15 protein-coding genes, 1 tRNA gene and 2 pseudogenes are annotated in these 22793 nt (G+C 41.7%); 7 read left to right on the top strand and 11 right to left on the bottom strand.

Annotated features, from left to right (window positions below):
• Positions 1-43: 43 nt before the first annotated feature.
• The 5 genes and pseudogenes from AC2VE5_RS13540 to kdpA form a co-directional block, all read right to left on the bottom strand.
• Positions 44-238, bottom strand: a pseudogene (locus tag AC2VE5_RS13540) (helix-turn-helix domain-containing protein); the annotation flags it as partial.
• A gap of 193 nt (positions 239-431) precedes the next feature.
• Positions 432-1034, bottom strand: coding sequence for a K(+)-transporting ATPase subunit C (gene kdpC, locus AC2VE5_RS13545; RefSeq protein WP_486888275.1), 603 nt, complete (start codon positions 1032-1034; stop codon positions 432-434).
• A 3-nt stretch (positions 1035-1037) separates the two neighbouring features.
• Positions 1038-1265, bottom strand: a complete 228-nt coding sequence (gene kdpF / locus AC2VE5_RS13550) for a K(+)-transporting ATPase subunit F (RefSeq protein WP_486888276.1) — start codon at positions 1263-1265, stop codon at positions 1038-1040.
• A gap of 10 nt (positions 1266-1275) precedes the next feature.
• The gene (kdpB, locus tag AC2VE5_RS13555; RefSeq protein WP_486888277.1) at positions 1276-3354 is read right to left on the bottom strand and encodes a potassium-transporting ATPase subunit KdpB; all 2079 of its coding nucleotides are present in this window, start codon (positions 3352-3354) and stop codon (positions 1276-1278) included.
• 44 nt (positions 3355-3398) lie between these two features.
• Entirely contained in the window at positions 3399-5081 is a 1683-nt protein-coding gene (gene kdpA / locus AC2VE5_RS13560) for a potassium-transporting ATPase subunit KdpA (RefSeq protein ID WP_486888278.1), read from the bottom strand.
• Positions 5082-5884: 803 nt separating this feature from the next.
• Between kdpA and AC2VE5_RS13565 the strand changes: the two genes are divergently transcribed.
• The gene (locus tag AC2VE5_RS13565; RefSeq protein WP_486888279.1) at positions 5885-8188 is read left to right on the top strand and encodes an NACHT domain-containing protein; all 2304 of its coding nucleotides are present in this window, start codon (positions 5885-5887) and stop codon (positions 8186-8188) included.
• A 44-nt stretch (positions 8189-8232) separates the two neighbouring features.
• On the opposite strand, the gene AC2VE5_RS13570 is transcribed toward AC2VE5_RS13565, so the two are convergent.
• The 3 genes from AC2VE5_RS13570 to AC2VE5_RS13580 all read right to left on the bottom strand — a co-directional run bounded on the left by AC2VE5_RS13570 (position 8233) and on the right by AC2VE5_RS13580 (position 13963).
• Complete coding sequence (locus AC2VE5_RS13570) at positions 8233-10962, bottom strand: hybrid sensor histidine kinase/response regulator (protein ID WP_486888280.1); 2730 nt, start codon at positions 10960-10962, stop codon at positions 8233-8235.
• Positions 10963-11037: 75 nt separating this feature from the next.
• Positions 11038-13149, bottom strand: a complete 2112-nt coding sequence (locus AC2VE5_RS13575; protein WP_486888281.1) for a tetratricopeptide repeat protein — start codon at positions 13147-13149, stop codon at positions 11038-11040.
• 4 nt (positions 13150-13153) lie between these two features.
• Positions 13154-13963, bottom strand: a complete 810-nt coding sequence (locus AC2VE5_RS13580) for a PP2C family serine/threonine-protein phosphatase (protein WP_486888282.1) — start codon at positions 13961-13963, stop codon at positions 13154-13156.
• Positions 13964-14582: 619 nt separating this feature from the next.
• On the opposite strand from AC2VE5_RS13580, the gene AC2VE5_RS13585 reads away from it, so the two are divergent.
• The 5 genes from AC2VE5_RS13585 to AC2VE5_RS13605 are packed head-to-tail and all read left to right on the top strand — an operon-like array spanning position 14583 to position 20330.
• Complete coding sequence (locus AC2VE5_RS13585; protein WP_486888283.1) at positions 14583-15902, top strand: response regulator; 1320 nt, start codon at positions 14583-14585, stop codon at positions 15900-15902.
• 31 nt (positions 15903-15933) lie between these two features.
• Positions 15934-16296, top strand: a complete 363-nt coding sequence (locus tag AC2VE5_RS13590; protein WP_486888284.1) for a response regulator transcription factor — start codon at positions 15934-15936, stop codon at positions 16294-16296.
• 3 nt (positions 16297-16299) lie between these two features.
• On the top strand, positions 16300-16794 hold the full coding sequence (locus AC2VE5_RS13595; RefSeq protein WP_486888285.1) for a chemotaxis protein CheW: 495 nt from the start codon (positions 16300-16302) through the stop codon (positions 16792-16794).
• A gap of 30 nt (positions 16795-16824) precedes the next feature.
• Positions 16825-19662 (top strand): methyl-accepting chemotaxis protein, encoded by a 2838-nt coding sequence (locus tag AC2VE5_RS13600; protein ID WP_486888286.1) that lies wholly within the window; start codon positions 16825-16827, stop codon positions 19660-19662.
• Entirely contained in the window at positions 19662-20330 is a 669-nt protein-coding gene (locus AC2VE5_RS13605; protein WP_486888287.1) for a class I SAM-dependent methyltransferase, read from the top strand. Before AC2VE5_RS13600 ends, AC2VE5_RS13605 begins: the two co-directional genes overlap by 1 nt.
• Here the strand turns inward: AC2VE5_RS13605 and trhO are convergent.
• A pseudogene (gene trhO / locus AC2VE5_RS13610) lies at positions 20314-21129 on the bottom strand (oxygen-dependent tRNA uridine(34) hydroxylase TrhO). The gene AC2VE5_RS13605 and the pseudogene trhO sit on opposite strands and share 17 nt — an antisense overlap.
• 80 nt (positions 21130-21209) lie before the next feature.
• Between trhO and AC2VE5_RS13615 the strand changes: the two are divergent.
• A tRNA-Ala gene (locus AC2VE5_RS13615) sits at positions 21210-21282 on the top strand.
• 3 nt (positions 21283-21285) lie between these two features.
• Here AC2VE5_RS13615 and AC2VE5_RS13620 read toward each other — a convergent pair.
• Positions 21286-21750: a hypothetical protein gene (locus AC2VE5_RS13620; RefSeq protein ID WP_486888288.1), complete on the bottom strand. Its 465-nt coding sequence runs from the start codon at positions 21748-21750 to the stop codon at positions 21286-21288.
• A 13-nt stretch (positions 21751-21763) separates the two neighbouring features.
• Positions 21764-22780, bottom strand: a complete 1017-nt coding sequence (locus AC2VE5_RS13625; protein ID WP_486888289.1) for an ABC transporter ATP-binding protein — start codon at positions 22778-22780, stop codon at positions 21764-21766.
• Positions 22781-22793: the final 13 nt, after the last annotated feature.

The raw sequence follows: 22793 nt of genomic DNA on the forward strand, positions 1-22793 counted from the left end.
TTGGTGACGAAAGTCTCCCAAGCCTTCACTTCCTTGTACACCAGTATCTTTTGACTAAGGCGTAAATCCATGTCCTGCTGTAACCAGTTATTTCCTCTACTTCCTCGGTTTTCTTTCCTTGTGCTAGTAACCAAATAATTTGGAACTGGCGACTTTCTACTCCACCGGTCGCCTGTTTATAAAGCTGCTCTAACTGAGCAATATTTGAATGCTCGGCTACCGTAATCCGTTTCGGCATAACTCATCTTTTTACTCTTCATTTTTATCATAATCGGTTATGCGACTTGATATCACCTACATCAGCCTTGAAGTTCAGCACAAGATGTGGGAGTCTTGGCTGGAGTGCTTATGTACGGGCTGTCTGCCGTGATTGAGCACTCAACGAATCGCACACCCCCTGCAACTGCCGACAAACAATTGTATTTATTGACTTATTGCCTCGGTTGACGAGAAAAGGCAAAAAGATCGAGTTCGCGGTTTAAGCCCAAAACATTGACCCTTGGTTCGCCAAAAATACCCAAAAATCTCGATTGAGTATGTTCGGCAATTAAAGGCGCAATATCTTCACTAGACAAATTTCGGGCGGTGGCGACTCGTTCCAACTGGGAAAGCGCATTTTCTACAGTAATATGCGGATCTAAGCTGGAACCAGACGTGTAAACTAGGTCAGCAGTAGGTCGAACGTTAATTTCTTGCAACCTGATAACTTCTGCTTGAATGCGCTTAAGCAAATCGCTATTGCTAGGTGCTAGGTTACTCGCACCAGATAAGCCCGTAGGTGCAGCCTCTTTACCTTGGCTGTAATTAGTTGTACTAGGGCGACTAGCAAAATATTGGTCAGAGGTAAAAGCTTGACCAATTAAAGCCGAACCGATCAGGTTTCCCTCCAAATTTGGCACTAAGCTACCGTTGGCTTGATAGGGAAAGGCAACTTGAGAAATCGCTAAAACCAGTGATGGATAAATAATTGCTGTTAATACCCACAACACTAAAGTCATCCGAATTGCTTTAGTAGTTTCGCCAATCACTGACATAAGCTAGAAACGCTCCGGTTGAAAGACGACAACAAATAAGTAAACAACAAGTCCAAACGTCAGCAAACCCAGTATCCCCAAAGCGTAAGCATGACGGCGTTCTAAAGCTCCACTCGCAGCAGCATAAACGGCGGGAGCAACAACCAAATTTAAACACAGTAATAAAAAGGCGTATAAGGGCATTTTCTGCCTGCGCCACTCAATTCCAGTTAATAGATTAATTTTTTCCATATCTTAATTTTCAAGCTAAACCAACTAATGCGATCGCCCAATCAATTACTTTAATCGCTATAAATGGCGCAATCACGCCTCCCAAGCCATAAAGTAAGATATTTCTTTGCAACAACTGATTAGCTGTTAGGGGTCTAAATTTTACCCCAGTCAGCGCTAAAGGAATCAACGCCGGAATAATCAAAGCGTTATAAATCAGCGCCGCTAATACGGCAGAATTGGTGCTAGTCAAGCGCATAATATTGAGACTATCTAGCCGTGCGGAGGCAAAGATTACCGGAATAATAGCAAAGTATTTGGCAATATCGTTAGCAATGGAGAAAGTAGTCAACGCACCGCGAGTAATTAGCAATTGCTTACCAATTGCGACAATATCAATTAACTTTGTCGGATCGGAGTCCAAATCGACCATATTTGCGGCTTCTTTGGCGGCTTGGGTTCCTGTATTCATTGCCACGCCTACATTTGCCTGCGCTAGAGCCGGAGCATCGTTTGTACCGTCTCCAGTCATCGCCACCAACTTACCTTGAGCTTGTTCTTGTTTGATAACTTCAATTTTATCTTCGGGGGTAGCTTCAGCAATAAAGTCATCTACTCCCGCTTCCGCCGCAATCACCGAAGCCGTAATCCGATTATCTCCCGTCAACATGACGCTGCGGACACCCATGCGCCGCAACTGATCGAAACGTTCGCGGATACCAGGCTTGATAATATCTTTTAAATAAATTACGCCGTAAACATCATTATTTAGAGCGACAGCTAAAGGCGTACCACCAAGATTAGAAACTCTTTCGTAGGCGGCATCGAGATCGGGGGTTAAAGTGCCACTACGCGAACGCACAAAGCCTTTAACTGCGTCTACCGCTCCCTTCCTCGTCTCTGTCCCATTAGGTAAATTTGTACCGCTCATCCGGGTTTTTGCCGAAAACTCCAATCCCTCAGCAGCATTGCGGTCAAAGTCCACCGTTGCGCCTAATTTCTCGGCTAACCGCACAATCGATTTTCCTTCCGGCGTTTCATCAAAGACACTAGCTGCCAGCGCCACTTTAGCAATATCTGCTATTGAGTGACCGTTGACGGGGATAAATTCTTCAGCAAGGCGGTTTCCTAGGGTGATTGTCCCAGTTTTGTCTAATACCAAAGTATTTACGTCGCCGCAGGCTTCTACCGCCCTGCCAGAAGTCGCAATGACGTTAAATTGAGCTACCCTGTCCATGCCTGCAATCCCGATCGCACTTAGCAATCCGCCGATAGTGGTGGGAATTAGCGCCACGAGTAGAGCAATCAAAATAGTGACGCTTACCGGGCTATCAACATAATTTGCGATCGCGGGCAAGGTTGCAACTACAAACAAAAATACCAGCGTCAGCACCGCTAGTAGTACCGTTAAAGCTATCTCATTCGGGGTTTTAGCGCGTTCTGCACCTTCTACTAAGGCAATCATGCGATCGATAAAGCCTTTACCGGGATCGGAAGTAATGCGAATAGTTAATTCATCCGATAAAATTCGCGTTCCTCCAGTAACGGAACTTGCCACATCTGAACCTGGTTCTTTAAGTACGGGGGCAGATTCGCCAGTAATTGCCGATTCATCTACCGATGCTACTCCGGCTATAACTTCACCATCGGCGGGAATAATGTCGCCTGCAATAACTTTGACCATATCCCCTCGGTGGAGGGTAGTGGAAGATACTTCTTGCAATGAACCATCCGCTAATAGCTTACGCGCGATCGTGTCTGATTTGGTAGATCGCAAAGCATCTGCTTGAGCTTTACCTCGTCCTTCGGCTACTGCTTCAGCAAAGTTGGCAAATACTACAGTAAAAAACAAAATCAGCGCAATTAAGCCATTAAATAGCCGTAAATTTTCACCTTGAACTGGACCAAATAAATTTGGATCGATAGTGAGTAAAGCAACCACAATTGTGCCTATCCAAACCAAAAACATTACCGGGTTTTTGATTGATTGCTTGGGATTGAGCTTGACAAAAGCCTCTTTGATCGCTCTTGAGTAAATCCCTTTAGTATTGGCTTTGGGCTTATTTCGGCGCGACGAACCAGGGGAGACAGGTTGAGTATTTGCATCCATTAGTTTAGAAATTTAAGACAACTTGACTCTACAGATAATTTCTACTATTGACTAGCAATGCTAAAAGCTTCCGCAATTGGTCCTAAAGCCAGAACTGGGAAAAATGTTAGTACGCCCAAAACCAAAATTATTCCGGCGGTAACTGTTGTAAATAAAAGCGTGTCGGTTCTCAATGTGCCGGATGTTTCGGGTACGGGTTGTTTGTGCGCCATACTGTCTGCTAACAGCAAAATAGCGATAATTGGCACGTAGCGCCCTGCGAGTAAACTCACAATTGTGCTGAGGTTCCACCAAATAGTTGCGTCTCCCAACCCCTCAAAACCAGACCCGTTATTAGCGGCGGCGGAGGTGTATTCGTACACTACTTGCGCCAGCCCGTGAAATCCAGGGTTGCTAATTCCTGACAAAGAATCGGCAAAGCCAAGAGTAATCGCACTAGGAATTAAAACTACAATGGGGTGAACGAGTAAGACTACACTTGCAAGCACAATTTCTCGCTTTTCTACTTTGCGTCCCAAAAATTCTGGAGTCCGCCCAACCATTAACCCAGTGACAAATACCGACAAGATTAAGTAAATAAATAAGTAGGCTGTACCCGTTCCCTGACCGCCCCAAACAATTTGCAAAAACATATTGAGTAAGGTAGAGAAGCCACCCGTGGGCATAAGAGAATCGTGCATACCATTGACTGCACCGCACATGGTTCCGGTAGTAGTGACTGCCCATAGCGCAGTTTGCGCCCAGCCAAATCTAACTTCTTTACCTTCTAAGTTTGGCTGCGGTGTATCTAGCAGGGCATTTACTAGCGGATTTCCTTGAAATTCTCCCACGGCAGTGAGAAAAGTGAGAGAGGCAAAAATTATAAATACCATCCCAAACAATAACCATGCTTGTTTGAGATTGCCTGCAATTATGCCGTAAGTAAAAATCAACGCTGCGGGAATACATACCATGCCCAAAGTTTCGAGCAAGTTTGTCGCTGGACTAGGATTTTCAAAGGGGTGGGCGGAGTTGATAGCAAAAAAACCGCCGCCATTTTCGCCTAATTGCTTAATAGCTTCATAATGAGCTACGGGACCTCTGGCAATAGTTTGAGTTGCGCCTTCTAAAGTTGTAACTGTGGCTGGGGCAGCGATGGTTTCTGGTACGCCTAAAATTACTAGCAATACTGCGCCAACAAAAGATATTGGTAGCAGTATCCGCGTAATAGAAATAGTTATATCGACATAGAAGTTGCCTAATGGTCTACCAGTTAAGCCTTTAATAAAAGCAATACCTACCGCTAAACCCGTCGCCGCCGAGGTAAACATTAAAAATCCCAGCCCTAACATTTGACTAAGATAACTTAAAGTTGTTTCACCGGAATAGTGTTGTTGGTCGGTATTGGTTAAAAAGGAAATAGTTGTGTGTAACGATAAATGCCAAACTGGGGCAGCTAAGTTTGTGGGATTTAACGGTAAGAACCCTTGAGTGCTAAGGAGCAGAAATACTATTATGCCCATGACTAGGTTGCTGTATAGTATCGCTCTGGCGTATTGCCAACCCGTCATATTTTCTTTTGCCTGTACGCCTCCCAATTTGTAAAGGATGCTCTCTACAGGATTCATTAACGGGTCAAGGAGAGTTTTTTGTCCTAAAAAGAGACGAGCTATGTATCTGCCAAGTGGATAAGCGATCGCTATTATAAGTAATAGCGTTAAAGCAATTTGGAAAATTCCTTGCAACATTGATGAAAATTACTTTACCATTAATTAATTTTGAATGTGCCAGTTAATACCATTAATCACATTGTTAACTATCATTAGTTGGAGCGAGCGATCGCCCACCCGATCGGAGCTTTAGCTTTCACTGCTTCTTGAGCGACAATAACAAGAAAAGAAAATCCTTCAACCTAAATTGCTTACATTCAAGATAATCCGGCTTGCACAGATACTTGTTAATCTCCTATTTGAGCTACTAATTGCTTATATGTATCACTTTTCCCCACTGATAACACGTCGCGCGATCGCGTGGTCTGTCGCTCAATATATAGATAACTATCGTTTTTAGCAAGCATTTCTCCGAGCGTTGGGTTTGCAACTATCTGTAGGTAGATAATTTAAATAAAGGTTTTCATTCTATAACTTAGCTGCAATTTTTATACTTAAGAAAAACTTAAGTCTCCTTTAAACACTGAAAATTCGTAGGGCTATAAGCTCATCTATTTAGCCGATTAGTATACAGCCTACTAAAACTTGCCAGAAAGTAGGCATTCAGTTAGACAGATATTGAGCAAGCACTGGAAACTAAGCAAGTTTTATGGTTTAATAATATAACAACTTTTTCTTACAGACTAATTATATTTACAGATAATTATGACTATAAAAGAGGTAATTTAGGTTTAATTATTAGCCATAAAAAATGAACTAAAAATATTATTATATTGAGCAGATATTTTTTAAATGACTGGAAATTAACTCTCTATCTTATTATCAAATCTTTTTTGAATTTACAAGTGAGCAAACTAACTTTATAAGTTGTTTAAATATTTATGATAGGAAGGTCAAAGCGATCGCTAAAAGCATCAAATCAAGGCATTAACCGTGCCAAAAAAGCTGTCTTAGCTTTTCCTACTAAGGTTGACTTAGCCGCAGATTTAGAGATATCTCGCGCTACATTGCAAAAGTTTTTTGCTGGAAAACCTGTAGGACGAGAAAACTTTCATCATATTTGCCAAAAACTACAATTACCTTGGCAAGAAATTGCTGATTTAGGTGAAGAAAATTTCCCTAAGCTGCCAGAAACAGACTCTGCGCGCTACGATATCCATGCCTTAGTTAAAGAAGTGAGAACAAAAGGATATTCGAGTATTCAGCAGAGGTGCGGCATGATGCGCGTTCTAGATATGTCGCACCCAATCGAATTAAATGATATCTACACTGATGTTAATGTTTTAGAAAAAATTGTTGGCAGACGGCGGTTAGGCGTTGCCGAATTACTCAAAGTATGCATTGCTGATAATTTCGAGCGTCCTGGTTTAGGGCAAATTGTTCAAGATCGAGTACCGGGATTTGAAGCACTTAAAAACTATCCCAAACTCATTGTTTTGGGTAAACCAGGAGCAGGCAAAACAACTTTTTTAAAGCATCTAGCGATGCAGTGTATCTCTGGTAAGTTGGAAGCAGATAAAGTACCAATTTTTATTACTCTCAAAGACTTTGCTGAAAGTGAAAACTGCAAATCTTTGCTAGAGTATATCGTAGAGCAATTTGATGGTTATGGTATTAATAATACTGAAGTAGCAGAACAAATATTAAGTCAAGGCAAGGGTTTAGTTCTACTAGATGGACTTGATGAAGTCCGGGAAATAGATTGCTATCGCTTACTACAAGAAGTTCACACTTTTAGCGAAAAGTTTCATACTAATTATTTTGTAATAACTTGCCGAATTGCTACTCATGAATATACGTTGGAGCAGTTTACTGAAGTAGAAGTTGCCGACTTTGATGAAGATCAAATGATTAATTTTGCTCGTAAATGGTTTGCTCGAAAAGACCCAACTAAAAGCTCTAAATTTTTATACAAGTTACAGAAAAACCCACCTATTCGGGAAATGGCAACTAATCCGTTGTTGCTAACTATGCTGTGTTTGATGTTTGAAGAAATAGCTGATTTTCCCGCTAACACTTCTGAGCTTTATCAAGAAGGTTTGCACTTACTATTACGCAAGTGGGATGCAAAACGAAATATTGAGCGGGAACAAATATATAAAAAATTATCATTACAGCATAAGGAAGATTTGCTCAGTCAAATTGCCCTATTAACCTTTAAGCGGGGGGACTATTTTTTTAAACAAAACGAACTAGAACAACATATAGGCAGTTATATTTGCAACTTACCTAGTGCTAGCACCACTACCGAGTTGCTACAACTAGATAGCGAGGCGGTAGTAAAATCAATTGAAGCTCAACATGGACTATTAGTAGAAAGAGCGCGGGGAATTTACTCCTTTTCTCACTTGTGTTTTCAAGAGTATTTTACTGCTAAAGAAATTGTGTCAAGCTCCAATCCTCAAGTTCTAGAAACGACCTTAAGAGAATTAGTCAACAATATAACTGAAAAACGTTGGCGAGAGGTTTTTTTACTAACCGTAGGAATGTTGCGAAATGCTGATTATTTGCTCTTAATGATGAAAGAAAAAATCGATCGGCTAATTGCTGATAGTAAAAATTTACAAGATTTTCTTACCTGGATAAATCAAAAATCTCAGGCAGTATCTTCAAGGCATAAATTAAACAATATTAGAGCTTTTTATTTAGATTTGGATATAGCTAGGAAACAAAACTCCGTTGGAGGAACCCTCGACTTAGCAAGAATGTTGGATGCGGGGTTTACACGAACGCTTTGCGCTGATTTAGCGTTGGATCTTGCCTTAGATCGGGCTTTGACACTCAAAGACATTCTAGACTTTGCAAATCAGCCTGTAGGAATTTTCAAAAATGTATTAACAAGGACTAAAGAGCGATCGCATATTGTCGATCGCTCTCTAGAACAAACTATACTTCAACTAGAGCAGCAGATACCTTATTTAGATAACAATGACAGTTTCAAGCAATGGTGGCAAGTAAATAATACTGAGTGGACGGAAAAACTCAGAGAAGTAAGCGTCTCTACCCGAAATTTTGGTCATAACTGGGAATTCAACGATCGAGAATGGGAAAGCCTAAAACAATATTATGAAGCTAACCAATTGTTAATCAGTTGCCTTCATACTAATAGTTATATGAGTCGGTCAGTCCGGCAAAAAATTGAGGATACATTACTCTTACCGATAGCTGAAGTTTCAAAATATTAACAGGTATACTTACTAGCAAAGTTTTATTGCTTCTAACTAAAGTATTAACCTACCAAAGGCTTGTAGTTTTTATCCAGCATTTGCTTAATAGCTTCTAATAACTCGTGTTCGTTGTAAGGCTTAGAAAAATAAGTTGTCGCTCCCAATTGCATAGCCAATTGACGGTCTTTTTGTCCGCTACGGGAAGTCAGCATTGCTATGGGTAACTGTTTAAATTTGGGGTTAGATTTTACCTGTCCCAAAAAGCCGTAACCATCCAAGCGAGGCATATCAATATCGCAAATTACTGCCTTAATCGGTAGATGAGTTAAAAGTTTTTCTAGAGCATCTTGTCCATCTTTAGCTTGTTCCACTCGGTAGCCAGCTTTTTCTAAAGTTAATGACAAAAAACGCCGGACATTAATTGAATCATCTACTACTAAAATTGTGTCTTTTTGACTTTCTAATTCTGGGTTAATAATTTTTGGCAGAGCATCGGCAACTGGAAGATCGCAACTAGCAATCCAATCTAGCAACAAGGAAACATTTACGAGCGGTGCAACTCTCCCATCTCCTAAAATCGCACAGCCACTAAAACCTGGTGGCATAGCTATTCCTGGTTCTGTTTGGCGAATTACAACTTCCTGCTCGCCTACAGAACGATTTACTAGCAATCCTACCCATTCGTTATTATGCTCGATTGTTAATACTGCTGGCTCATGCAGTAACGTTGGCTCAATTTGTTGAGGTGGTTGAAGCCACCGATCTAGACGGATTAAAGGCGCGATATATCCTTCCCAGCTAATAGCTTCCTTACCAGCAATTTCGCAGAATTGGCTGGCTTGGGGTAGAAGCATTTCTCGAATAGACTCGCGGAGAAACGCCAACAACATACCATTGCTTTCAACTAAAATTACTTTGGCAACCGATAAAGTTAAGGGAATGCTGAGAGTAAAAGTCGTGCCTACTGCTAACTGAGTATCAACTTTGATATCGCCGCGAATTTGTCTTAAGTTAGTGCGGACAATATCCATACCTACCCCTCTACCAGACAAAGCAGTAACTTGACTTGCCGTACTAAATCCTGGCTCAAAAATTAGACTTAAAAGCTGCTCCTCGCTACTATCTGGATCGATAGCTAGTAGTTGAGCTTTTTTGCGAATCTCATCTAAATTAATTCCCCCACCATCGTCCTTGACAGTGATTATAGTTTGGTTGCCTTGATAGGTAGCTTTAATCTCAATTACTCCTACTTCTGACTTACCTAAACTAGAGCGAATTTCTGGTTTTTCAATCCCATGATCGAAGGCATTGCGTAGCAGGTGCATTAAGGGGTTATTTAAAGCCTCTAAAATAGTCCGATCGATCAAAGTTTGTTCGCCGCTAATTTTAAGTTCGACATTTTTGCCATACTCCAAAGATAGTTCCCGAATAAACCGAGGAAATCTAGCCACCAAATCGGCAAAAGGTCTCATCCTAACTTGGGTTAAGCTAGTTTGCAGCTGCTTAGCAATTCGATTTAATTCACTAACGCTTTGCTCGGTTTCCTCTAAAGTTAGATCGATATCATTGGTAACTTCTTGCAGGCGCACCAAATCTTGAAGCATAATTTGGGGCAAAAAATAGCGATCGCCTACTAGATTACTTCTACCTTCATCGGGATTATTTGTCTGGCTTACTAATAAGTTACTATCCAAGTTTTGCATTGTGCGGACTCGCAACTTGAGTAAGCTGGTCAAACTGCGGAGCCTTTCAGTATATATATTTACGCTGTTACGAGCAATAGTTAGTTCTCCAAACCAATCATTTAGGCGATCGAGGAGTTTGGTTGGTACTCTTACCGTACTATCTAAATGTTCTTCCGAATCGTCGCTGGTTGCTGTTAATTCTGATAAATGGACGCTTTTGGCTGTGCTAAGGGCAATTTCTTGCTCAGGTGCTGATGGTGCTAGTTTGTCTTCTAACTGAGAAAATTCAGAGCCTGCGGACACAATAAAATCAAATATTTCTGAGCCTTTTTGATTCTCCACTACCGTAGTTAGACTGGTAGGAAGGGCATGGAGTTCGCCGACTATAATAGTTGCTTGGGAAGTACGCCATGCTTGCAAAGCTAATGTAGCAATTTCTAAAATCAGCTTGGGGTCATCGGAGGCTGCTTCTAAGTGCTGCACAACAGACTCACACAAGCTAGTAAAGGCTGGTAGCTGCAACATTTCGCCTAGGCTACCTAATTCTTGCGCTATATTAGCTAATTCTGTTTGCAAGTCAACAGCTACAAGATCGGCGACTAGGAGCGATTCTAAGCGTTGCAAATATTCTTCTACTTCAGTTTCAAAAATCAACCCCGCCATGTCTTGTCCGTCTTCAGACATTGTGGCGATCGCATCTGATGATTGAGGATCGCCAAGTAGGCTATGTAATTGTTCAAAAGCTGGATTAGCGGCTTCTAAGTATTGCCCGTCGTTTAAGTCGCCACGAAAATTTAATTTTAGGACTTGGCTGAGACAATCAACCCCAGTTAGTAGCAGCTTTTCTATTTCTCCATCTATTAAGCTTGGCTGCGCTTTTAATACTTTAAAAAAGCCTTCCAAACGATGAGCCAAGCTGCTCAAAGTTTGAAACCCCATCATTGCTGCGCCGCCTTTAATCGAGTGAGCGGCTCTTAATATAGCGTCAATTTGGCTAGAACTATTAGAGCTAGGCAATTCTAACAGCGCCGATTCAATTTTTCCTACATATTCCTCAACTTCTTCTAAAAATTGATATTTAATTTCCGCTTCTTTGTCTTGAGACATGACCTTATTTTTATCTCTAGAAATTTTAAAGCTTAATGCTTTTTACGATTAAATTAGTTCAAATAAATTTGTTGCTTAACTTTTATTTTTTTTAATTGGCTGCGGTTCGGCGATTACTGGGGTCTGAGACTTGTTTAATAACGACTGACAGTCACTATCTATTGCCAAACAGATATTCCCAAGGTTGTCTAAAGCCTGCCGATATTGCTCCATATCATTGCGATCGCGAAATATCTTGGCTGCCGTTTGCAAGTTCTCAATTGCACTCCAATAACTGCGCTCGTTTTCTCCGCTAATTTTAGCTAATTCATACAGCACATTGCCTTTTTCTACATAGGCTTCTGCTAATTGAGGATCGAGCCGCAGTGCCAAATCAAAATCTCTCAGCGCTTTTTGGTAGCCTTGATTTAAGTTGCTGCTATTTTGGGCTAATTTCTGATAAGCAATGCCGCGTTTGACATAAGCCTTAGCATTGTTGGGATTTGTATTGATTGCGCGATTAAAATCTTCTATTGCTGCTTGATATTCGTTTGTGCCATTTGGGCTATATTCAGCCATGTCATAGCGCACAATTCCCCGACTAATATAAGCTTCTGCTTCATTGGGATTTAGTTTTAGAGCGCTATTGAAGTCTTTGATTGCTATTTTATATTCTTCATCGGGATTGCCGCTATTTTGGGCATTTTCATAGAGCGCATTTCCACGATTGATATAAGCTTGAACATCGTTAGGGTTAATACTTAAAGCTCGATCGAAGTTTTCTATTGCTCCATGGTAGTCTTCGTACTTAGAAGATATTTTTCCTTGATAAGTATATTTTGAAGCAATTTTAGTGGAGTCAATAGTTTGGTCAGTGGCAGCGACTTCTTCTTGGGAGGGAAAAAATGCTGAGCTAATTTTGCTTGAAAGTTTAAAGTCTTTAACTATCATCATTAAGCCAAATAACCCAACTGCGCCTACACCAATGGCGCTAAGCATTGCTGCATTAAATCTTTGCTTGCGGTAGTAGCGATGACTTGCAGCTACGGGATCTTTTCGATAACAGTTATAAGGATAGTAGGTTGGATTGGACTTATTGTTTGATACTACAAGGGTCGGCTTAGGCTTTTTGAGCGGTTGTAGATGCTGTCCCTTGCGCACAGCTTGAGCGGAAGGAAAGGGATCTCGCCCACTCAGCCTAGACGTTCTTTCACACCAAGGACAATGACTCAAATGCTGACCGTGGCGATGCTGAGTGTTCGCTTTGCAAGTCGTTAAATCCTGCTCAGCTTCACTAAGGGCGCTTTGCCAAGTTTGAGCCGTAGGACGCAATTGAGGATTGTTATGCCCTTCTTCAAAACAACGAATAAATAACTGCTGCAACGTCGGGTGTAGTAGCTCAAGCTTGGGGGCCATCGGGGTAGGCAGATAAGGTGTACGCCGCCGACGACTATAAACAAAGTGTCCCTCAGCTATGCGAGTTTCGTAGGGGGGCGCGTCGCCACTACCTTGATAGATGCCAGCAAAGGGATGGGTACCTTCCATTAATAGCTGAAATATTAGCACCGCTAACCCAAATAAGTCGTGTTCTGGCTTGCGGTCTAACTGGGCGAAACTTTGCCCTTGGAGTTCGGGAGGAGTAAATTCTGGCTTACCAACAGCACAACGGTAGATTTCGCCGTTATGCTCGTTTCTAACTTGAAATGAATCTGTATCAACTAAGGTAATTAAAGCTGTGTTACTAACTAAAATATTTGACTCATTAACATCGCCAATGCAGTAACCACGAGCGTGAAGTGCGCCAAAGGCGGCGGCAAGATTACGAGCGGTACGATGCAAATAAAGATAGCTAAAAAACGGACACTTTTGCCTGCGAGTTTTTGGGTTGTAAAAGTCCAATAGCGAGTGCATTTCTTTGACTCGCGTCATCAAAAAGCCTACTACTTTTTGTCTTTCGTCTACTGTCCGCAGTACGTCCACAGGCCAAGCAATAGAAATATGATCTTTGCTGGCGGCGGGGTTATCTGGGGGATTTGCCAACATCAGCATCAATTTGTTGGCATGAGCCTCGGTGGGCTTGTGATAGACCTTTGCTACCAAGGTTTCATCTTGCGGCACGCTATAGACTTTTGCCTCACCTCCATGTCCTAAACTAGAGGCGGGGTCTATGGTAATAATTTGGGTATCGAGTTGACGTTTCAACCTCATGGCATTAATTGACTATAGTCGCCAGTAAAAGTGTTAGATCGTCATCAGTTCGCGTGCTAATGCGTTCCGATCGCAAAAATGCTACTAATTGTTCTTGAGCGTCTCGTTCGTCCGTGACATCGGCGACGAATTGAAACATCGGGAAAAAAAAGGGCGCATGAGGTTTACCTCCATTCATTTCTAAAGCCAACATTTGCAGTCCGTCTGAGAGCATCGCAATATTAGCTACAACACCATGCCAGACGTTTACTTGAATATCCTCTAAAGCGTTGGGGGAAACTAGAAAAATTGTTTCGTTGACGTACTCTCCCCGTTGAGGTGCGGTGAGGGCGATCATATTTCCCGTGCGATCGCACCCTACAGCTACACCATCTCCGACTTGGACGGCGGCGATTAAGTTGGGAGTGGCTACGACAATAATTAATGTAGTGGCTAGTTCTCGCGCTGCAACTTTACAGGCGATCGCTTCTTCTTCTACGGCTTTTTTCGCGGCTTCTAAGGCATTGGTTAGCAATGATTGCCATTTTTGGTCTTCTTTATCCTCTAGAAAGTTCTCAAGATTTTCAATTGCCTGATACTGCACGCGAATTGTTTCTACGGCGGTTTGAGAGGCGACAATTGCTCCTACTTTCCCTAAACTCGCACTCCCTGCGCCATCTGCTACAGCCGCTACTAATACACCTTCTGACAATAGCTCCCAATGATGAGCGTCTTGACATAGTTGGTTCACTTTTTCATGGCTTTTGCCCAGCACCGAAGCTGCTACTACTCGCCAGAAACCTAAGTTTTTAGACATGGGTTCGTCTGTCTGCATGAATGTTTGATTAATATCCGCTTACATCTATTAACAGGGGGCAGCCACGATGATAGGCAAATGGCAAGTTTTTTGTTAGATACTTTACAGATTCTAACTATATTGAGTCTGGGTTAGTAGGTTATTTTGCCATGCTATTTAGTTATGCAGACAATGGTTGAGAATGAACAGACTATATCTTAACTTTACATCATATGTTTAATCGCCGAAGCGGTAAGATTTTACTTGCTGCTTTAACTTTATAGTATGTCTGTCTTTTTTTTACCATCTAACGAGTCTATACATAGGCTATCTGCGATCATTTCAATAGGAGTTGTGCTTTTTTATACATGAAATACTGTCAAGCGATCGGTCAAAATAGCAAAATTTTTGCTGGATGTTCCAGGTTAAAAATCTTGATTTAGAATTATTTGTATAATAGATTATTCTTAGGTACTGATAGTTTTGACTAAAAGTATCGCTGTCAAGCTTAAACCATGTTGACCTAAAGTAAATTTAATTTGCTAAAAATAGTTAAATGACATTTTATAATTAGAAATTAAGAGCGAGCTTTTACTGGGGTCTTAAAACTTTTTTAGGCTTGAAAATACTAACATTTGCTGTAAGGAATAAGCGCTGAATGACTAGCTGTGGAACCTTTCAAAAACTACGCCCGCTCAGTTTATTAACCCACTTATCTACCTGTTACGATAGCGCTCGTTTAACAGTATTTAGCAACTCAGTTGCTTGGTCAATTTATCTAAAACAGGGCAAAATCACCTATGCTTCCCATTCTGTAGAACCTTTCGATCGTCTAGATTGCCATCTCCGCCGCCTAGCCCACAAAATACCATCCTTGAGCAATGAAACTCGCACTAAATTAAGGTTGATATTTGAAAATGAGCCGGAGGGAGAACAATTAAATATAAATCTTGACTATCAAGCTATTTGTTGGCTGATTGAGCATAAATATCTAAATAATGACCAAGCAAAAATTTTAATTGAAGGCTTAGTTAAAGAAGTTATCGAATCGTTTTTATTAGTTGAAGAAGGTAGCTACCAATTGAGTAGTGTTTCTGACAAAACGGCAAGTTTTTGTAGACTTGACTTGTCAACTTTAGTTAAATTTGCTCAAAAGCAGTTGCAAAATTGGCAAGCTTTAACACCAGAAATTAACTCGCCTTATCAATGCCCTTATTTAGCTTCTTCTTCTAAAAATTATAAACTTTCTCCCGAACTAAAGCAAAAATTAACCGCAATTTTAAAAGGATTTAGTTTTCGGCATTTAGCTATTTTGCTCAATCAAGATGAACTGCGTTTAGCTCAGAGCTTGTACCCGTATATTAAAGCAGGAAATATACTATTACAGCCTCCCCATGCACCATTTGATAGTTTGCCCTTCGTCAAAGGTGCAAAAGAATCAATAGTAAGTTATCAAAAAACGCCAGAAACTATCACTTATAAAAGTTCTACCCCTAGTTCTTTAGCTCAAGCACCCCCGGCTCAATTGCCAGAAATTCCTCCACGTAATTCTGAAGCAACTAATGTTATTGCCGAGAAAATTAATAATTTGCCAGACACGGCAGTAAACAAAAAAACCTACAAAATTGTTTGCGTAGATGATAGCCCAGCGATGCTAAAAGAATTAAGCTATTTTTTGGATGATGAAAGCTTTGCTGTTTCTACAATTAGCGATCCTATTAAAGCTTTAATGCAGATAGTTAGAATCAAGCCAGACTTGATTTTGCTTGATGTAAAAATGGCAGGAATAGATGGCTACGAGCTATGTCGTTTGTTACGAAATCACTCATTTTTTAAAATAACACCGATTATTATGGTGACAGGAAATACTGGAATTATAGATAGAGTTAAGGCTAGAATGGTAGGAGCATCAGGCTATTTAACCAAACCTTTTACTCAATCAGACTTATTAAAAATTGTGTTTAGGCATTTATCCTAATAAAACCATTAGGAGGACGACGACAAAACCAGTGAGTACAGTTTTATTAGTGGAAGATACGCCATCGCTACTAGATTTGATAGCTGGATATTTGCGCGATGGTGGTTATACCGTAATTATGGCAGATAATGCTAAAGATGCTTTAATTGCGGCAATAAAACAACAACCAGACGCAATTATAACTGACGTAGTAATGCCAGAAATGAGCGGATTTGAATTATGTCGTCAACTTAAAAATAACCCAGCGACCGAGCAAATGCCAATTATTATTTGCAGCTCAAAATCTGGCAAAATAGACCAACTATGGGGGAAAAAACAAGGTGCTGCGGCTTATGTTACAAAACCATTTACAAAAGAGCAGCTACTTCTAGCAATTAAATCTGTCGTGGGTTAATTAATGGATAGTTATCAAACTGCACCGCTAATCAAGCCAGAAAGTAAGCGCGCCAGTGATGGTTATTTAAGTTTTTACTTAAATCGGCAAACTCCAGCTTTGTTGCTAATGGAGTATGCACAAGAAGTAATAATTGTTCCGCAAGCCCGCCTTTCACCAATGCCAAATATGCCCAAATGCGTACTAGGCTTATTAAATCGTCGCAGTCGGGTATTTTGGGTAGTTAATCTAGCACAACTACTGAATTTACCGACAACCGAGCCGATTGCCCAACAGTATCAGATCGTAATTATTCATGTCGGGCGGGTAAAATTGGGGCTAGTTGTACAATCAGTCAAAGGTGTAACGCATTTTCCCCGCCAAAGCAGCCAAGCACCAACAGAATTATTTACTTCTTTAGCGCCTTATGTAAGCGGGTGTATTCCTCAAGAAAATGAGATATTGATAGTTTTGGATGCAGAAAAGGTTGCTAATTCACCTAAAATACAGCCCTATTAGTTGGCTAGAGCAATATTAATTGAGAATGTCATGAAAACAAAATTTGAGCCAGAATCATTCATTGAGCGATCGCCAGAGGAACAAGAAAATAACACAATTTTAGACGATCGCTCGACGAGCTTAAAAGGTACGGAACCGCAAAAAAATCGCTCCAAGTTTAAGCAAGGATTAAGTCTAAAAACTAAAGCAACAGCTTTGGTAATTGCCTTAAGCGTACTACCAATTATTTTAATTGGGGCAATAGCAACCTATATAACTACAGAAAAAATTACCGACAACTTACAACAGCAACAAAAAGCTAGAGCGATCGCTTTATCTAACCAAATAAATCAATTTATAATTCAACAATACCGAGATATTCAAACTCTATCCCAATTAAGTATTCTTAATAATCCAACGACTAGAGCCACAACTTCAACTAGAGCCAAGCAAGCAATTTTAAATCGCTACATTAAAGATAACCCCAGCTACGACAGTATTGCAGTTATAGATTTAGACGGAAATGTTTTATTTCAGTCGGCAGGTTCAGTAATCCCCAACTACAATGAAATTAACTATTTTCAAGAAGTTTTAAGAACTAATCGCCCCGTAATTACTCCTCCTAGAAGATCGTCGGGAACAGGAGAATATTCAATATTTGTAGCTGCACCAGTGGTAAGTACGCGCACGGGAGAAACAATTGCTATAGTGCGATCGCGTACTCCCCTAAAATATTTTAATAATATTATTCAAGAGGAAGCCAGTCAGTTGACGCAAAGCATTAGTGGCTATGTACCCGAAAAATATTATGCAATTAATGACATTGGAAAAATTGTCGTTGCACCCACAGATAATACGGATTACATAGGCAAAGATGCTCAAGAGATTTTTCCCCAGGTAGCGGCTCAATTACAAAAAGTAAAGAGCGTTGGTAGCAACGTAGAGCAAAATTTATTAGATCGGAAATGGTATTTGATATCTTATACTCCGGTGGGCAAGGTTGCCGGAACATCCCAACTAAACTGGAGCGTGCTAGTTACTCAAGATGAAGATGCCTTATTTGCCACCCGCACCCGTGATGCTTCGATAGTAACTTTAGCCATAGCCACAGGAGCGATTGCGCTGATTGTAGCTGCGATCGCTGCTTGGTTTATAAATAGAGCTTTGCGCCCAGTTATAGCCGCATCAACCGCCGTGCGCCAATTAGGAGAAGGATACCTAGACACGCGCTTGGCTGTTAAAGGCTCTGATGAACTAGCAGTTTTGGGCGCTAATATCAATGGTATGGCTGAACAACTGCAAACTTTGCTCAAAAAGCAAGAATCAGCAACCGATGCGGCCCAGACATTTACAGATATTACTTTACGCATCCGCCGCTCTCTAAACTTAGACGACATCCTCAAAACCGCAGTTCGAGAAGTGCGAAAGATTATGCACACCGAACGAGTAGTTATTTATGGTTTTAACCCTGATTTGAGCGGTACAGTAATCGCTGAATCGGTTGTACCTGGCTGGACGCAAGCTCTCACAGAAACTATTGACGATCCTTGTTTTAAAGATCATCATATAAAAAATTATAAAAATGGTCGGGTGCGAGGTATTAATGATATTTATCATGCTGGACTAACCGAGTGCCATATCAAAACTTTAGAGAGGTTTGAAGTTAAAGCCAACTTAGTTGCACCAATTCTTAAAGATAAACAATTGCTTGGTTTATTGATTGCTCATCATTGCTCGGAACCACGCAACTGGCAGGAGTCAGAAATTAATTTATTTACGCAGTTAGCGGCTCAAATTGGCTTTGCTTTAGATCAAGCAAATTTGTTGGAACAAGTAGAAAAATCCCGGAGTGCGGCGGAAGTAGTGTCGCAAGAGCAACGGGAACAAAAAGAATTGCTGCAAAATCAATTGGTAGAGTTGCTCAGCGAAGTAGAAGGAGCCGCCAGTGGAGACTTGACGGTAAGGGCTGAAGTTAGTACCGGAGAAATTGGCACTGTTGCCGATTTTTTCAATGCGATCGTCGAGAGCCTCAGAGAAATTGTTACCTCTGTAAAACACGCTACGGACAAAGTAAATATTTCTATCAACGAAAATGAAGGGGCAATTCGGCAGCTTGCGGAGGAAGCTGTCAAGCAAAATACCGAAATTGTCAGCACTCTTGACTCGGTTGAGCAAATGAGCCTATCTATCCAAGCGGTGGCAGATAGCGCCGGACTTGCAGCCCAAGTAGCCCGCGATGCTTCAACTAGCGCCCAAGTTGGTGGAGTGGCAATGGAGCGCACCGTGTTTAGTATTATAAATTTGCGCGACACGATCGCTCAAACTGCCAAAAAAGTCAAAAATTTAGGCGAAGCATCTCAGCAAATTTCTAAAGTTACAACTTTAATTAACCAAATTGCCTTGCAAACCAATGTACTTGCCATCAATGCCAGTATTGAAGCTTCTCGCGCCGGGGAAGAAGGTAGAGGTTTTGCTGTAGTAGCCGAAGAAGTAGGGGAACTCGCAACTAAAGCTGCCGGAGCAACCAAAGAAATCGAGCAAGTGCTAGAAAATATCCAACAGCAAACTAGCGAAGTAGTTCGAGCCATGCAACTAGGTAGCACTCAGGTAAATGAAGGGGCTCATCTGGTGGAAGATACCAAGCAAAGTTTGGAGGAAATATTGCAGGTATCGCGCAAAATTGATGAATTAGTCCAAGTAATTTCTCAATCTACCGTATCGCAAGCAAAAACTGCTCAAGCTGTAACCCAATTAATGAAGAACCTGGCGCTCAATTCCCAAGAAACGGCTTCTTCTTCGCGCCAAGTATCAAAGTCGCTTAAACGGACGGTAGAAGTGGCACAGCAGTTGCAAACTTCCGTAGGTACGTTTAAAGTCCGCAAAGATTAATGGCGAATCAAACATTAGGAATTGGAGCGCAGCTTTACAACTACTTGCTTGCTGTTTCGTTACGGGAAGCAGATGTATTAGCTCAACTTAGGCAAGCCACCGCCGCCAGTCAATCAATGGCTCAAATGCAGATTGCACCAGAGCAAGGGCAATTTATGGCGTTGCTCGTACAGTTAATTGGCGCTAAGAAAACTTTGGATATAGGAGTGTTTACAGGCTATAGCGCCCTGGTAGTGGCGATCGCGTTGCCCCAGGATGGCAAAGTAGTGGCGTGTGAGGTCAACCAAGAATATGCCGAGTTTGCCCGTCATTGGTGGCAGCAAGGGGGGGTAATCGATAAAATTGACCTGCATCTCGCTCCTGCCCAAGATACTCTCGCTCGGTTGATAGCTAAAGGCGAAGCTGATACTTTTGATTTTGCTTTTATTGACGCAGATAAGAGTAATTACGATACTTACTACGAGCAAGCTTTGCAATTAGTTCGTCCTGGGGGGCTAATTGCAATTGATAATGTGCTGTGGTCGGGGAGAGTTGCAGACCCAAATATTCAAGATAATCGTACTAATAATATTCGTGCTTTTAATCAAAAACTGCACCAAGACTGGCGCATAAACCTAAGCTTAGTGCCGATTGCAGATGGTTTGACTCTAGCTAGGAAACTGCCTTAGTTGGGCAGTGAGGACAATTTACATTTTCATTATTAGGCGATCGCGCAACGGGATTACCACAACTACGACACAATTGATAAGTTCCCGGTTGCAAACCGTGCTGCAATGCTACTCGTTCGTCAAAAACAAAACATTCTCCTTGCCACAAACTTTCACTGGCGGGGACTTCTTCTTAATATTTTAGGATGCCGCCTTTGAGGTGATAAACTTCGGCAAAGCCTTGAGACAATAGCAAAGAGGAAGCTTTTTCGCAGCGAATCCCACCTGTGCAAAATAAGGCTACTTTTTTATGCTTGGCAGGATCTAAGTGTTGCTCGATATAGTCGGGAAATTGATTAAATGAGCTAGTTTTGGGGTTTTGCGCTCCTTTAAACGTGCCAATATTTACTTCGTAATCGTTGCGAGTATCAATAATTGTTACTTCCGGATCTTCAATCAGCGCATTCCATTCAGTAGGACTTACATAAGTGCCAACTTGCTGGAGTGGATCGATTTCTGGCAATCCAAGGGTGACAATTTCCCGCTTGAGGCGCACTTTTATCCGCTCGAAAGGTGGAGACTCGGCAGAAGATAATTTGTACTCCAAGTCTTTGAAACGCAAGTCAGAACGCAAAAAAGAGATAACAGCATCAATGCTTTGGGAGGAAATACTAGCAATTGTGCCATTAATTCCTTCGGCTGCCAAAAGAATCGAGCCTTTGACATTTTGAACTTGACAGTAAGACAAGAGGGGTTGTTGCTTGGCTGCAAAGTCTGGCAAATGTACGAATTTATAAAAAGAGGCAACTATGTAAGTCATTTCTGGACGCAAATTGATAGATGTCTGCAAAGGAGCGATTGATTAAAAGATCGTTATCAACTATAATACAATCTGCTCCTGGGGGTTTAGCTCAGTTGGTAGAGCGCCTGCTTTGCAAGCAGGATGTCAGCGGTTCGAGTCCGCTAACCTCCATTATCAATTGCGATCGCGCTCTTGCTGAGACAATTCTATACACTTGGCTTCCGCCGCCTGGTAGGCAGCTAAATAATCCTTTCCACCCAGCATGATTTCGCCGTAGTATTCATAAGGCGCAGTGCCATAGATAGGCAATGGATCGTCTTCAGGATAATCTTCTTTCGATTCCTCAATGACGGCAATAAGCTGCTTGTTTTTCAAGCTTTGGGCGGGAAAATAGGAGAGATATTGAGCATCTAGACTCAAAGCAACAAAAGTAGGATCGATAATTTGGTCGTCAAGCTCAATCCAGCCATATTCCATAACTGAATACGGCTCAACTCCTACAACTAAAAAGCCTTGAACGTACAAATAGCGGTCGTCTAGCAAAGCTGCCTGATAAGCATTATCAAAACATTTATTAGCCTTACTACCAATGCGTTCGGCGATTTCTGTAGAAAGATTTATATCTAGAGATTTGCTCATGAGCCAGCAATGCTTAAGCAGGAAATATTTTTATTGTACTTGCTACATTTAACCTTACTTTCGCACCTACTGGGAGCATCTGGCTAGTAGTAGTCCGGGCGTGTAGTTCTTGTCCCGAAGGTGTAAGCACGCAGTAGCGATACTCTCGCCCTAAAAAGCGCCGATTGTGAATCACTCCCACCCCATCGGTTTCGGTAGGTTCTAGCAGCAAATCTTCTTCGCGAATCATCAAGTCTACTCGCTCTTGCTGGTTATTATCCGCCGCAAAACAGCCCACCTCGGTCGCCCACAACTGCCCTTGACGAAAAGCTGGGATAAAATTGGCTCCCGTGACAAACTCCGCCACAAACCGAGAAGCAGGCTGCGTATACACTTCTTGCGGCGTACCTACTTGCTCTAGCTTGCCTTTGCTCATGACAGCGACTAGATCTGCGATCGCTAATGCTTCTTCTTGGTCGTGAGTCACAAACACTGCCGAGGTTCCTGTCGCTTTCAAAATATCTCTAATTTCCTCTCGCAACCTCAGCCTTACCTGCACGTCCAAATTACTCAAAGGTTCGTCCAATAGCACCAATGGCGGCTGAGGAGCCAAAGCACGAGCAAGAGCTACTCTTTGCTGCTGACCTCCCGATAACTGATAAGGATAGCGGTGTTCGAGTTCAGTCAACCCCACAAGTTCAATCAACCGCCTAACCGCATCTTTTTCTTGCTTTTTCAATCCAAAACCAACATTTTGCGCCACCGTCAGATGCGGAAACAAAGCATAATCTTGAAACACCATCCCTAAATGGCGCTGTTCTGGTGGAACAGAGCGACTTTTACTTGCAACCTTGCGCCCAGCAATCTCAATAGTTCCCGCTTGCAGCTGCTCAAAGCCAGCAATTAACCTTAACAGCGTAGTTTTCCCGCAACCAGAAGAACCAAGTATAGCTAGTATGCCCTGGGGCAAACTCAAACTCACGTCATTAACCGCTTGACTTTCGCCAAACCACTTACTCACACCATCAAGCCGTAAAATCTCACTCTCCATAACTCTTTTTCAT

It is taken from the genome of Aliterella sp. E5.1, from assembly GCF_057473825.1.